The organism is Spiroplasma ixodetis (assembly GCF_040369795.1).
GTDB lineage: Bacteria > Bacillota_I > Bacilli_A > Mycoplasmatales > VBWQ01 > Spiroplasma_E > Spiroplasma_E ixodetis_B.
Genome location: NZ_AP028955.1, coordinates 1,410,652 through 1,424,446, shown reverse-complemented (window position 1 = coordinate 1,424,446; position 13,795 = coordinate 1,410,652). Strand labels below are relative to the sequence as shown.

The following is a 13,795-nucleotide window of genomic DNA, read 5'->3' as shown; positions in this document are numbered from 1 at the left end:
ATTATTTTTCTCCTTTATTAATCTTTTCATTTAATTTTGCTAATTTTTTTTGATGTTTGATAATTTTGTTATTTGCTCTAACATGTTTTTGAGTCGTGATAAATCTTTTTAATAAAACAATAATTTCTCTGAAAATTAATGTTCCAACACTTGTTCCAATAATTATTAATTCATGTAAAAATTCTTTCATTTCAATATTTTCCTTTCAATTATTTATTTTTTAATTATTCATCAAATTTACCACCATTAATTCTTTCGATCATTGATTTTGAATTACTTATAATGCTTACTAATAAGGCAATTTCTTTATTTAATTGTTCCATTCTCTCTTTATATGTATGAATTTCATTATTATAATATTCAAGTAATTTTTCTTTATTCATAAATTATTCACCTCCTTTATAAACTCATGTGATTATAATCTCAATTTAGTGAAGCATTATCATGATTTAATGGTACTTAACTCATATTTTAACTACCATATTGACTACTTGTTTCACTATTAATAGTAAATCTATTATCATTAATTAAACGTGAGTTTTCATTATTAAATGGTGTTTCTTGCATTTCTTGATTATGATGTGTAGTTTCTATAGGCAATAAATTATGAATAATTTCACTTATTGCTGAAACTATAGTAGGTACTGCATAAGCATTATTAAAATCATTATTAATACCCATAGCAACACCACTTGATATTAAACATCCACGAGTAGCCATATTTGCTATTTTACGAATAGTTTCAAATCTATTAGGAATTAATTCAGTTAATCCACTGATAAGATTTGATATACCATAAGCATTTAAACTAATATAAGTATCTCAATCCATTAATGACTGATTTTCTTTTTTATTTAACAATAATCATGGAGGACCTTCTGTTGTAGTTGTAGTAGTTATTGGAGTTGGTGTTGTAGGAATAATAGGATTAATATTATTTTCTGTTCATTTACTATAATTTGCTAATCCAATTGTTCCTAATCCTAATAATATTTTTTTACTACTATTAATTAATTTAGTTTTAGTATTTGGTCTTTGATTTAAATTTCATATATCTAAACCTAATTTTTTACCAAATACTAAACTATTAATTGAACCTAATATTGGATTATCTATTACTTGACCATAATAAGCACTTGTACCTATCATTGCACAAATAGGACTTATACCAGTTCTAATTAATTTAGTTAAAGTATAATTATTTGTTTCCATTTTTATTCTCCTTGTTTTTAATTTTTTCCCATTTTTGGTCATTTTCATCTCATTTTTCAATTTTTTTATTTATTAAGTCTAATTTGAATATTGGCATTTTATTCTCCTTTATTTGTTTTTATCAGTTCTCTTATAACATCTAATAATAGACATATTCCGTAAATAAATTTAATCAATTGTCAATAATAATATTTACAAATTTTTTAGTGTTAATAATTATAGAAGTTAATATTTTTAAAAAAATACTTTAAAAATAAATTTATATTTCAAACACAAAAATTGTTAATATTATTTTTATATTAACTTGATAAAAATTTAAATTTTTAAAAAAATATTTTTAATATTTTTTTATTTTAATGGTTTTGTTTTATTAAAAATTTCACAAAGTAAGTTAAATCTTAAGTATAGCTAACTAAAGTAATGTTTACTCATATCTTGAAAAACAAAATCAATCGCTTTTTTAATATTTGGTCAATAATTTGGTAATATTTTTCTTATATTATGTTTTATAGCAAATCAAAAATGTTCAATTGGATTTAAATTAGGAGAATATGGTGGAAGAAATAATAGTTTTCATCCAGCATTTTCAATTAATTGTTGTGTTAATTTAGATTTATGAAACGTTGCATTATCTAAAACTATAATTTGTCCACGCTTTAATACTGGAATTAGTATATTTTTTACATATGATTCAAAAATTTTACTGTTGCAATGTCCTTCAAATGCTCATAGGGCTTTTAATTTACCTTTATTTAGCGAACTAATTATACTCATTCTTTTTATTTTATATGCGGGTTTATTATCAAATAATCTTTTACCTTTTTCAGATCAACCATATTTATAAAATTCATTATCATCAATTCCAGATTCATCAATATATACTAAATCTTCATTCATTATTTTAACTATTTCTTTTAAAAAAATCTTCTTGTTTATTTTTATCTCTTTGTTCATATAGAAAAGTTTTTTTATATGTATAATTTAGTTTTTTGAAATAGTTATAAAATATTTCTTTAGTCATATCACCAAATTTTTCAATTACTTTTCGAACTGTAACATCTTTATTTTGCGCTAAATAATTTTTTAATTCCTCTAAATCCTTTATTTTGTGGCTATGTTTTTTTTGATAATTCAAAATTGGTTTTATATGCCCAGTTTCTTTTTTTCTTTTTCTTCATAATAATAAAGTCTTTCTAGTAATATTGAACACTTTACAAATTTCTTTAATTTTCATGTTTTTACTTTCATAGGCTTCTATTACTTTTCTTCGTAAGTCTTCACTGTATGGTTTCGGCATAATTTAATCTTCCTAATCTATTTTAAATATTGCTGAATTGTACTTTTAAATTCAAAAACTGTTTAAATTACATATTATTATTTTACATTATTTATAAGTAAACATTACTTTAGTTAGCTATATATGCAGCCTCTTTAGCATATAAATGAACATGATGTTTTGCAACTTTGATATGTGTTTTAAATGCTCTTCTTATATGTTTTCAAACTGGTTCAATTTGGTTGGTATTTACACCATTTTTTGAAACATAGCCATCTTGATGGTTAACTGTTTCATGCTTAGTAAAAACTGATTTAAAATCGCAATATCTTTTTCAAGAATCATTATATAAAAGACATTTTGAAGAAATGTTGTTTCTTGCAAACTGCAAAAGATTTTTACTCTTTGCGTTTTGCAATACTTTTACAATTAAATTATTGGTTGTTTTTTGATAAATCCCAATAATCAAGGTTTTATTCACCAAGGATCTTCCTTGTTTTTTAAAACCCATATGTGAAAGATACATTTCATCAATTTGTACTGTGCCTTCAACAATAAATTGAGGTTTTTGTTTTGCAATACGTGTTCTGATTTTATGACTCATTCTTCAGGCAGTTTTCAAAGTCACTCCCAATTCTTTTGCAACATCTGTTTATGGAATTCCATGTTTGGTGTTTATTCATTTAAAGATAATATAAAACCAAGATGTTAAAGATGTTTGTGGCCTTGAAAAAATGGTGCCTGTGAGAATGCTAAATGTTTGATTACATTTCAAACATCTCATTCTTTTTAAATCAGAATTATTCAAATTAAAACTAAAACACCTAATACATTTGTTTTCTTTCAAATTTGCTATATACACAAGACATTGCTGTTCAGTTTGAAAAGCATTGATGAATTCATTCAGTGTCATTGTTTCCTCCACAAGTAAATGTGGGGAGAAGTCCGATAATTAATAATGTAATTGAAAAAATTTTTTCAAAATAATGAGCATACGAATTGTTCTTTTTTTTATGTAATAAATTACGAAAAGCCTCGAAATCAAAAATAAGAATTGGATATTCAATCTTATCTAAAAATTTACCAATAACATTAATATTTAATTCAATATCTAAGTTATTTATTTTTAATTTTTTCATTGCAATACCTTTTCTAATACATTTATTTGATAAGCGTACTGATTTCACTAACTTCATTTTTAATAATTTTAGTTTTTGATGGATAACCATAACCAGCAGACACTAAAATTGTAACATGATACTTATTAGGTTCAATAATCTTATTTGATTCTAAGTAAGTTAATAATTGTTGTTCATTAAAACCGCCTAATACAACATTATCAATTTCATGAGCAGTTAATAATAATAAAAGGTTTTGTAATAAAATAAAAGTTTGACATTGTGCCCAATGATTTATTTGTGTTTTTTTGTCATGATCAAAGAAATTATTAAATGTTGATTTATAAATTTCGTATTGTGGTTTTGTTAAATTACGTCTTTTCATAACAGTATCAACAAATCATTGATTACTAGTATTGAAATTTTCACCACTATAACTTAATAAAATAAATAAATGTGAACAAGTACTAACTTGTTGTTGATTATTTATGATTGGTTGCAATTGTGCTTTAATTTTAGAACTACTAATAACTAAAATTTTTCATGGTTCTAAACCATATGAAGATGGGGTATGACGCACATAGTTAAGAATATCGTTAATTTTAATATCACTAATAACTTTACTAGGAAAATAATTACGAATTGATTTACGATTTAAAATTAGACTTTCTAGTTCTTTAACATAAGGCATTGATTTGTCATCTCTTTTCTATAAATTAATTTTACTACTAAAATATTTTTAATCAAAAATCTTTATTCTCAAAAGAGAATAAAGATTTTTGATTAAATGTGATTATTCAATAACCTCAGTAACTTGTCCGGCTCCAATAGTTCTTCCGCCTTCACGTATTGAGAATTGAGTGCCTTTCTCAAGGGCAACTGGGTGAATTAATTCAACAGTAATAGTAACGTTATCACCTGGCATAATTAATTCCGATTTTTCACCTTTATTAATAAAGTTTCCCATACTTCCTGTAACATCAGTTGTACGGAAATAAAATTGTGGTCGATATCCCGGATTAAATGAAGTATGACGTCCACCTTCTTCTTTAATTAGAATATAAACTTCACCTTGAAATTTAGTATGTGGAGTAACTGATCCTGGTTTAGCAATAACTTGTCCACGTTGAATATCTTCACGTTTAACTCCACGTAATAATACTCCAACGTTATCACCAGCTTGTGCTTCATCTAATAATTTTCTGAACATTTCAATACCAGTAACAACAACTTTTTTAAGACCTTTGTTAATACCAATAATATCAATTTCATCATTAACTTTTAAAGTTCCACGTTCAATTCTCCCGGTAGCTACTGTTCCACGTCCAGTAATAGTGAAAACATCTTCAACAGCTAATAATACTGGTTTATCAACTTCTCTTTTTGGTGTTGGGATTCATTCATCCATTGCTGTTAATAATTCTTTAATTTTTGTTTCTCATTCTTTTTTACCATCTAATGCCCCTCTTGCAGAACCACGAATAATCGGTGTATCATCACCTTCAAATTCATACTTAGTTAGTAATTCACGAATTTCCATTTCAACAAGTTCTAATACGTCATCGTCTACACTTTCCATATCACACTTATTTAAGAATACAACAATTTTTTTAACCCCAACTTGACGTGCCAATAGAATGTGTTCACGTGTTTGTGGCATTGGACCATCAGTTGCAGAAACAACTAACACTGAACCATCCATTTGAGCTGCACCTGTAATCATATTTTTAATGTAGTCAGCGTGACCTGGACAGTCAACGTGTGCATAGTGACGAGTTGGTGTTTCATATTCAACGTGAGCTGTATTAATAGTAATACCACGTGCTTTTTCTTCTGGAGCAGCATCGATAGAAGCGTAGTCCTTAAACATACCTTTATATCCATCTGCTTCATGTTTTGAACAATAACTAGTAATTGCAGCAGTTAATGTTGTTTTTCCGTGGTCAACGTGACCAATTGTTCCAACATTAACGTGCGGTTTTGTACGTTCAAATTTTTGTTTTGGGCCTGTTGATACAGGCTTTGATTTTTTTACTTCTTTTTCTGCCATTTTTGTTTCCTCCTTGGAAATAATTAATACTTATTTTTATTTAATTAAATTAAACACTAAGATAATTTTAAAGTAAAGTTATTATACTTTCAATTAAATTATTTTATTTTTTAGTAATTCTTCCTTTTTGATATTTACCAGCAACTGCTTCAGCAACTGATTTTGGTGCTTCTTCATAGTGTGAAAAAGACATTGTATATGTTCCTCGTCCTTGGGTCATTGAACGTAATTCAGTAGCATAACCAAACATTTCAGATAAGGGCACTTTAGCTTTAACAACTTTACTATTACCACGCATTTCATCTGCTTCGATAGTGCCTCTTTTACCAGAAATTTTACCAACAATAGAACCATAATATTCATCTGGAATAATAACTTCAACATTCATAATTGGTTCTAATAATACTGGTTTTAATAAATCTTTATTATCTTGTAAAGATTTAGAAGCTGCAATATTAAAGGCACGTTCTGAAGAGTCAACAGGGTGGAATGAACCATCATATAATGTTGCTTTAACGTCAATAACTGGATATCCTGCAATTAAACCATTAGCTAATGATTCAATTAATCCTTCTTGTACTGGTTTAATGTATTCACGTGGCACTTTACCACCAACAATTTTATCAACAAACTCGAATCCTTTATCTGGATTTGGTTCAAATTTAATAATAACATGTCCATATTGGCCGCGACCACCTGATTGATGAATATATTTACCCTCAGTGCGCTCACAAACTGCTTTAATTGTTTCACGATAAGCAACTTGCGGATTTCCAATGTTAGTTGCTACTTTAAATTCACGTTTTAAACGATCAGTTAAGATGTCTAAATGCAGTTCTCCCATTCCTGAAATAATTGTCTGTCCTGTTTCTTTGTCTGATGAAACACGGAATGTTGGATCTTCTTCTGCAAGTTTTTGTAAACCTAAACTCATTTTTTCTTGATCAGCTTTTGTTTTAGGTTCAAGAGCTAATGAAATAACTGGTTCTGGAAATACCATTTTTTCTAAAATAACTTCATGTTTTTCATCACATAATGTATCACCAGTAGTTGTATCTTTTAAACCAACAATAGCAGCAATGTCACCAGCATAAACCTTTTTAATTTCGGCACGACTATTGGCATGCATTTGTAAAATTCGACCAACACGCTCTTTTTTTTCTTTAGTTGAGTTTAATACATAACTACCAGATTCTAATGTTCCCGAATATACTCTAAAAAAAGTTAATCTTCCAACAAAAGGGTCAGTCATGATCTTAAATGCTAACGCTGAGAAAGGTTCTTCATCACTAGAATGACGTTCTACTTCTTTTGATGAAACAGGTAATATCCCTTTAATTGCAGGTACATCTAATGGTGAAGGCAAGTAATCAATAACTGCATCTAACATTAATTTAACACCTTTATTTTTAAAGGCACTACCACATAATACCGGGAAAAACTCAGCAGCAATTGTCGCTTTACGAATTACTGTCTTAATTTCAGCAACAGTTACTTCTCCTTCAGCATATTTCATAAAGAAATCATCATCAAAGTGAGAAAGTGCTTCTAATAATTCCTCACGTCTACTTGCAATAACATCTTTAAGTTCTTCAGGGATTGCAATTTCTTTATAATCCTCATTTGGTTTACCATCAAAATGGTATGCTTTCATCTCAATTATATCAATAATTCCATCAAAAGCATCTTCTGCACCAATTGGTCATTGAATTGAATGAGCATTAGCACCAAGACGATCTTTTAATGTTTGAATGGAATGAGCAAAGTCAGCCCCAATTTTATCCATTTTATTTGCAAAAACAATTCTTGGTACATTATACCTAGTTGCTTGATTTCAAACAGTTTCGGTTTGTGGTTCAACTCCAGTTTGCGCGTCTAATACGGCAACTGCTCCGTCTAAAACTCTTAATGACCGTTCAACTTCAACAGTAAAATCAACGTGACCCGGAGTATCAATAATATTTATTCGATTATTTATTCAAACAGCAGTTGTTGCAGCTGAAGTAATAGTAATACCACGTTCTTGTTCTTGTTCCATTCAGTCCATAGTTGCTGCACCTTCATGTACCTCACCAATTTTATGAATTTTACCAGTATGATATAAAACTCTTTCTGTTGTTGTAGTTTTACCAGCATCAATATGAGCCATAATTCCAATATTTCTAGTATTTTCTAGTGAATATTCTCGACCTGATTTTTCTGCCATTTTCTCTCTCCTTTATTATCATTTATAGTGAGCAAAGGCTTTATTAGCTTCAGCCATACGATGAATTTCATCACGTTTTTTAATTGATGAACCATTACCAGTAGCAGCATCCATAATCTCAGCCGCAAGTTTATCTTGCATACTATTACCATATCTTGCTTGTGAATAAGAAACTAATCAACGAATCGCTAAAGTTATCTTACGAGTAGCACTAACTTCAATAGGAACTTGATAGTTTGCACCGCCAATTCTTCGAGTTTTAATTTCTAATTGTGGTGTAATATTAGCAATTGCCTTTTCAAATACTTCTAATGGTACTTGTTGGGTTTTTTCTCCAACAATTTTAAAAGAATTATAAACAATTTTTTGAGCTACACTTTTTTTACCATCAATCATAATGGAGTTAATTAATTGAGTAACAATTTTTGAATCATAAATTGGATCAGCAACTAATTCTCTTTTAATAGCTTGATTTTTACGCATTTAGTTTTACCTCCTTATTTCTTATCTTTTGGTTTTTTAGTTCCGTATTTAGAACGAGCTTGATTACGATTTACTACTCCGGCAGTATCAGAATACCCACGAATAACATGGTATCTAACTCCAGGTAAGTCTTTAACTCTTCCACCACGGATTCCAACAATAGCATGTTCTTGCAAATTATGACCTTCTCCAGAAATATAAGCAGTAACTTCCATACCGTTAGTTAAACGAGCACGAACAATTTTTCTTAAAGCTGAGTTAGGTTTTTTTGGTGTTCTTGTAGTAACTACAAGCGCTACACCTTTTTTTTGCGGACTGCTAATTGAAGAAGTTGTTTTTGTTAATGAATTATATGAAACATTTAACGCCGGTGATTTAGATTTGTATTTTTTATCTGTACGTCCTTTACGTAATAGTTGGTTCATTGTTGGCATTAATTGTTAGCCTCCTTTATGATTTTAAAGAATTAATTATATACACAATTCCTAGTGTATCAAAATTTAGTCCAATAAGTATAATACCAGTTTTTAATAGTAATAGTCAAATAAATTTTGAAAAATAATTAGAAAAAAATGACACAATTTAAATTGTGTCATTTTAAAATAATATATAGCTAACTAAAGTAATGTTTACTCATAAATAATGTAAAATAATAATATGTAATTTAAACAGTTTTTGAATTTAAAAGTACAATTCAGCAATATTTAAAATATATTAGAAAGATTAAATTATGCCAAAACCATACAGTGAAGACTTACGAAGAAAAGTAATAGAAGCCTATGAAAGTAAAAAAATGAAAATTAAAGAAATTTGTAAAGTGTTCAATACTACTAGAAAGACTTTATTCTTATGAAGAAAAAGAAAAAAAGAAACTGGGCATATAAAACCAATTTTGAATTATCAAAAAGGACATAGCCACAAAATAAAGAATTTAGATGAATTAAAAAATTATTTAGCTCAAAATAAAGATGTTACAGTTCAAAAAGTAATTGAAAAATTTGGTGATATGAATAAAAAAACAGTTTATAACTATTTCAAAAAACAAAATTATACATATAAAAAAACTTTTCTATATGAACAAAGAGATAAAAATAAACAAGAAGATTTTTTAAAAGAAATAGCTAAAATAATGAATAGACATATTCCGTAAATAAATTTTTTAAAAGTCAATTAATAATTTAAAATTTATTTTATAATTTCTTTATTAATAAATTAATAAGGTGTTGATAAAAATGAATTTTGAAAATTTAAAAAAATTAAAAAATGAACAATTTTATAGATATTTTGGTATAAAACGTTTTCATTTTGATGAAATGTTAACAAAATTAATTGAAATAGAAAATTTAAAAAAAACTAAAGGTAGAAAATATAAACTTTCAGTTGAAGAAAGATTGATGATGACTTTAGTATACTGAAAAGAATATTATACTTTTTTCCAAATGAGTATTAAATATAAAATGATTGCATCAAGTTGTTTTCGAAATATTACTTGAGTAGAAAATAAACTTAGTGATGACAAAGATTATCAGTTTTTAAAAACAAAATATAAATCAAAAATTGAGAAAAAACAAGAAGATTTAAATGAATTTCAATTTTATTTAATTGATTCAACTGAAATTGAAATTGAAAGACCAACTAAAAAAACTACAGTTAGAATATTTTTCTGGTAAAAGTTGAATGTTTTCTATAAAATTTCAAATTATATATGACTTTTTTAATAAAAAAATTGTTGATATTTTTGCTGATAATGGAAAAGTACATGATTTTCAAATATTAAAAAATTCAAATCTTGAATTTTCAGAAAAAACAATAAGTATTGGTGATTTGGGATATCAAGGAATACAAAATATTTATAAAAATACTATATTACCAATTAAAAAAACTAAAAATAAAAAATTAACTAAACAAGAAAAAATCTACAATAAAATTATTTCAAAAATTAGAATTAAAGTTGAACATGTTTTTGCTTGATTAAAAAGATTCAAAATTTTAATAAATAAATGTAGAAAAAGTATATTTAGACTTATGTACTTAAGATTTAACTTACTTTGTGAAATTTTTAATAAAACAAAACCATTAAAATAAAAAAATATTAAAAATATTTTTTTAAAAATTTAAATTTTTATCAAGTTAATATAAAAATAATATTAACAATTTTTGTGTTTGAAATATAAATTTATTTTTAAAGTATTTTTTTAAAAATATTAACTTCTATAATTATTAACACTAAAAAATTTATAAATATTATTATTGACAATTGATTAAATTTATTTACGGAATATGTCTAATGAAGATTTAGTATATATTGATGAATCTGGAATTGATGATAATGAATTTTATAAATATGGTTGATCTGAAAAAGGTAAAAGATTATTTGATAATAAACCCGCATATAAAATAAAAAGAATGAGTATAATTGGTTCACTAAATAAAGGTAAATTAAAAGCCCTATGAGCATTTGAAGGACATTGCAACAGTAAAATTTTTGAATCATATGTAAAAAATATACTAATTCCAGTATTAAAGCTTGGACAAATTATAGTTTTAGATAATGCAACGTTTCATAAATCTAAATTAACACAACAATTAATTGAAAATGCTGGATGCAAACTATTATTTCTTCCACCATATTCTCCTAATTTAAATCCAATTGAACATTTTTGATTTGCTATAAAACATAATATAAGAAAAATATTACCAAATTATTGACCAAATATTAAAAAAGCGATTGATTTTGTTTTTCAAGATATGAGTAAACATTACTTTAGTTAGCTATATATTAATTATTTATGCAATATTATCTGTAAATTTAAATGTTCCTGAAATTTTATCACCTTGTGCTGCAACTGCATCAGTAATCTCTTTATTAGTATTTAATTCATCAAAAGTTTTTTCACTATCTACTGCTGTTTTAAGTTCATCAACTTTAACATCTTTAATATCTTGCTTAGCAACTTGTTCACCACAAGCTACAACTGAAGTAGTAACTACTGTTGTTAGACTTAATGCACCCATAAGTCTTAATAAATTTTTCATTTGCATATCTTAGTACCTCCGAAATAGGTAGTTACTTATTTTTTTAATTTTAACATACAAGAAAATGAATGTAAAGATTTTTTTCCTTTGCACTTATTAATTAACATATAAATTTATATATTCAAATCTTATTTTTTTACTAGTCTTTAATTTTCATTAAATAAGGTTTTTTTAAAAAATATTATATAATAATAATTATCATTTAAGCCATTTTTTTATAGCATACTTATGGTAATTGGTGAAGAAAGGATTGAAAATTTTATGCAAAAAAGTCAGATAGCACGAGCTGTACAAAAAAAATTAGAATTATCAGAAAAAGAATACAAAGAAGTGTTAGAATTTATCTTAGATAAAATTGCTACTGCTTTAATTAAAGGAGAAAAAGTAACACTACGTAACTTTGGGACTTTTACTATTAAATACCGCAAAGCTCGACCGGGAGTAAATCCACAAAATTCAGAACCGATGGCTATTCCTAGAAAGCGAGTAGTTAAATTTAATTCTTGTAAAGCATTAAAAAAAAGAGTTAATGAAGGTAAATAAATATTTTATTTTAGGAATGACTTCAATCAAATATAGATTGTATATTAATTCCTTTTAATTTGTAAAATTAACAACCTTTTTTAATCTTAAATAATTAAAAAAAATACTCTGTTTTAAATGAGTATTTTTTATTTTCTTCATATATTAATATTAAGATATATTTTTATTAAGCGCTTTTTTTTCTGTTAAATTAGATATTTGCGTTTTTTTATCTTTAGTTGTATGAATAAATGGTTTAGATTTTCAAAATGTATAAATTAATAATGGTAATAATATAAAAGTAGCAAATAAATCAATAAAGCCAAGAAATAAATAAAAATAAAAACCATTATGAGAAACATGTGCAACATAATATCCTAAACTTAAACAAACAATTGGCATTATAATTGTTCGTTGTAAACTAGCAAATAATGACAATTTACCACGATTAATTGATTGATAGAAAATAACAGCAACATAATGTAGTGTAGCTAATGGATAAAAAGCAAACTGCATAATAATATAAACTTTAAAAAATCTTGCCATTTCTAAATCTACGCCAAAGAAATGCATCATATATTGCCCCGCTATTACTAATAATAATACTGAAGCAATTAGCAACAATAAAAGTAATAAAGTTAAACGTCACATCAATTGTCAAACACGACTAAAGTCCTTTGAACCATAAACATAGCCAATTAATGCTCTCGCTCCCTGCGTAATTCCAATAATAGGTGCATTAATTAAAATTAACCAAGGCATAATACCGCCATATAATTGAACAAAAACTGGAATACCAGTGCTTCCTCCACCATGATAGTCTGGAGGTGGCAATGTATTTAAAATTTTAGTAGTAACCATTGCCAAAATACTTTGGGCAATATTTTGTAATAAAGAAGTTGCGCCAATTAATAAAATGCCCGTTACTATTACTCATTTAAGTTTTAAGTGCGCTACTTTAAATCTTAAATTATCGGCACTATATCAAATAATACCTATTGAAAATAAATTAATGCTTGCTCAAGCAATAATAGTTGCATATGCAGTGCCTTCCATTCCTAATTTACCAGGAATAACAAAAATAAAATCTAAAGATATATTTACTAAACAAGCCGTAACATTAATTAAAATTGTTCATAACATCATTCCTTCACTACGTAATAATGAAACTAAAAAATAAGCAAAAAAAAGTAATGGTGTAGCAATAATTAAAATTTGCGAAAATCTAACTGCTTCTTTAATTATTATTTCCCTAATTATTGGATTACTTCCAGCATCACTTCCAACTTGAAATTCAATAATACTCTGACAACTAAAATACATAATGATCATAAGAACAATAGAAACTAAAAAAGATAATAAAAATCCATTTCCTAAATATTCTGACATTTGTTCTCGTTTATTTTGACCATATGCAATCGAAAACTTAATACCTGTTCCAGTTGCGACCATTAAAGCAAAGGAAACCATCATTGAAGAAGGAACAGCAGCATAAGCAGTAGCGATATTAATAATTTTTAATGCTTGTTCAGCAGTTATCATTATTCCTGAATTTTGATAATTATTATAACGATCAATAATACTTTGTCCACCTCATTGTGTAGCAATTCATTTATCAAAAATTTGATAAGTAGAAAAAATAATTACAGCAATTAAAGGTGGTGTGACCATAATAAAGATTGCTTTTCATGGATTTGCCGTGCTAAAAATAGCTTGTATTTTCAACTTGTTTATTGAATTTCTTTCTGTTCGTTTATTGAGAGTAACTTTAGCAAGATTTTCTTTTTCCATAATATTATCCTTTCTAACAAAATTAATCTAATTAATATTATAAAAGTTCATAACTAAAATATCTATTGCTGTCACAAATAAAAAATATGTTTAGTATTTTA

General features: G+C 26.3%; 19 protein-coding genes. 5 read left to right on the top strand and 14 right to left on the bottom strand.

Annotated elements, in window-relative coordinates; translation table 4 throughout:
• Nucleotide 1: 1 nt before the first annotated feature.
• The 12 genes from ABWV63_RS10070 to rpsL form a co-directional block, all read right to left on the bottom strand.
• On the bottom strand, nucleotides 2-190 hold the full coding sequence (locus ABWV63_RS10070; RefSeq protein ID WP_353306244.1) for a hypothetical protein: 189 nt from the start codon (nucleotides 188-190) through the stop codon (nucleotides 2-4).
• A gap of 34 nt (nucleotides 191-224) precedes the next feature.
• Complete coding sequence (locus tag ABWV63_RS10065; protein ID WP_353306243.1) at nucleotides 225-383, bottom strand: hypothetical protein; 159 nt, start codon at nucleotides 381-383, stop codon at nucleotides 225-227.
• An 88-nt stretch (nucleotides 384-471) separates the two neighbouring features.
• Nucleotides 472-1,212 (bottom strand): hypothetical protein, encoded by a 741-nt coding sequence (locus ABWV63_RS10060; protein WP_353306242.1) that lies wholly within the window; start codon nucleotides 1,210-1,212, stop codon nucleotides 472-474.
• A gap of 408 nt (nucleotides 1,213-1,620) precedes the next feature.
• Nucleotides 1,621-2,109 carry an IS630 family transposase gene (locus ABWV63_RS10055; RefSeq protein ID WP_353306241.1) on the bottom strand — a complete coding sequence of 163 codons (489 nt, stop codon included), beginning with the start codon at nucleotides 2,107-2,109 and terminating at the stop codon, nucleotides 1,621-1,623.
• Between the two features lie 4 nt (nucleotides 2,110-2,113).
• Complete coding sequence (locus tag ABWV63_RS10050; RefSeq protein ID WP_353306240.1) at nucleotides 2,114-2,509, bottom strand: IS630 transposase-related protein; 396 nt, start codon at nucleotides 2,507-2,509, stop codon at nucleotides 2,114-2,116.
• Between the two features lie 109 nt (nucleotides 2,510-2,618).
• Nucleotides 2,619-3,116, bottom strand: coding sequence for an IS1595 family transposase (locus ABWV63_RS10045; protein ID WP_353307249.1), 498 nt, complete (start codon nucleotides 3,114-3,116; stop codon nucleotides 2,619-2,621).
• A gap of 196 nt (nucleotides 3,117-3,312) precedes the next feature.
• Nucleotides 3,313-3,627 carry a hypothetical protein gene (locus tag ABWV63_RS10040; protein ID WP_353306239.1) on the bottom strand — a complete coding sequence of 105 codons (315 nt, stop codon included), beginning with the start codon at nucleotides 3,625-3,627 and terminating at the stop codon, nucleotides 3,313-3,315.
• 22 nt (nucleotides 3,628-3,649) lie between these two features.
• Nucleotides 3,650-4,297, bottom strand: coding sequence for a nitroreductase family protein (locus tag ABWV63_RS10035; protein ID WP_353306238.1), 648 nt, complete (start codon nucleotides 4,295-4,297; stop codon nucleotides 3,650-3,652).
• A gap of 102 nt (nucleotides 4,298-4,399) precedes the next feature.
• A complete protein-coding gene (gene tuf, locus ABWV63_RS10030; RefSeq protein ID WP_353306237.1) occupies nucleotides 4,400-5,656 on the bottom strand; it encodes an elongation factor Tu in 1,257 nt (418 codons plus the stop codon).
• 103 nt (nucleotides 5,657-5,759) lie between these two features.
• Nucleotides 5,760-7,862, bottom strand: coding sequence for an elongation factor G (fusA, locus tag ABWV63_RS10025; RefSeq protein ID WP_353306236.1), 2,103 nt, complete (start codon nucleotides 7,860-7,862; stop codon nucleotides 5,760-5,762).
• A gap of 15 nt (nucleotides 7,863-7,877) precedes the next feature.
• Nucleotides 7,878-8,345, bottom strand: a complete 468-nt coding sequence (gene rpsG, locus ABWV63_RS10020) for a 30S ribosomal protein S7 (RefSeq protein WP_353306235.1) — start codon at nucleotides 8,343-8,345, stop codon at nucleotides 7,878-7,880.
• Nucleotides 8,346-8,359: 14 nt separating this feature from the next.
• Entirely contained in the window at nucleotides 8,360-8,779 is a 420-nt protein-coding gene (gene rpsL / locus ABWV63_RS10015; protein ID WP_353306234.1) for a 30S ribosomal protein S12, read from the bottom strand.
• Between the two features lie 296 nt (nucleotides 8,780-9,075).
• On the opposite strand from rpsL, the gene ABWV63_RS10010 reads away from it, so the two are divergent.
• The 4 genes from ABWV63_RS10010 (at nucleotide 9,076) to ABWV63_RS09995 (ending at nucleotide 11,117) form a co-directional block, all read left to right on the top strand.
• Nucleotides 9,076-9,495 carry an IS630 transposase-related protein gene (locus ABWV63_RS10010; protein WP_353306233.1) on the top strand — a complete coding sequence of 140 codons (420 nt, stop codon included), beginning with the start codon at nucleotides 9,076-9,078 and terminating at the stop codon, nucleotides 9,493-9,495.
• 82 nt (nucleotides 9,496-9,577) lie between these two features.
• Entirely contained in the window at nucleotides 9,578-10,015 is a 438-nt protein-coding gene (locus tag ABWV63_RS10005; RefSeq protein ID WP_353306232.1) for a transposase family protein, read from the top strand.
• A gap of 7 nt (nucleotides 10,016-10,022) precedes the next feature.
• Nucleotides 10,023-10,430 carry a transposase family protein gene (locus tag ABWV63_RS10000; RefSeq protein WP_353306231.1) on the top strand — a complete coding sequence of 136 codons (408 nt, stop codon included), beginning with the start codon at nucleotides 10,023-10,025 and terminating at the stop codon, nucleotides 10,428-10,430.
• 195 nt (nucleotides 10,431-10,625) lie between these two features.
• Entirely contained in the window at nucleotides 10,626-11,117 is a 492-nt protein-coding gene (locus tag ABWV63_RS09995; RefSeq protein WP_353306230.1) for an IS630 family transposase, read from the top strand.
• A gap of 15 nt (nucleotides 11,118-11,132) precedes the next feature.
• Here the strand turns inward: ABWV63_RS09995 and ABWV63_RS09990 are convergent, their stop codons facing one another.
• Nucleotides 11,133-11,381: a hypothetical protein gene (locus ABWV63_RS09990; RefSeq protein WP_353306229.1), complete on the bottom strand. Its 249-nt coding sequence runs from the start codon at nucleotides 11,379-11,381 to the stop codon at nucleotides 11,133-11,135.
• Between the two features lie 228 nt (nucleotides 11,382-11,609).
• Here ABWV63_RS09990 and ABWV63_RS09985 point away from each other — a divergent pair, with 228 nt between their 5' ends.
• Nucleotides 11,610-11,924 carry an HU family DNA-binding protein gene (locus ABWV63_RS09985; protein WP_342254100.1) on the top strand — a complete coding sequence of 105 codons (315 nt, stop codon included), beginning with the start codon at nucleotides 11,610-11,612 and terminating at the stop codon, nucleotides 11,922-11,924.
• Between the two features lie 150 nt (nucleotides 11,925-12,074).
• On the opposite strand, the gene ABWV63_RS09980 is transcribed toward ABWV63_RS09985, so the two are convergent.
• Nucleotides 12,075-13,694 carry an MATE family efflux transporter gene (locus tag ABWV63_RS09980; protein WP_353306228.1) on the bottom strand — a complete coding sequence of 540 codons (1,620 nt, stop codon included), beginning with the start codon at nucleotides 13,692-13,694 and terminating at the stop codon, nucleotides 12,075-12,077.
• Nucleotides 13,695-13,795: the final 101 nt, after the last annotated feature.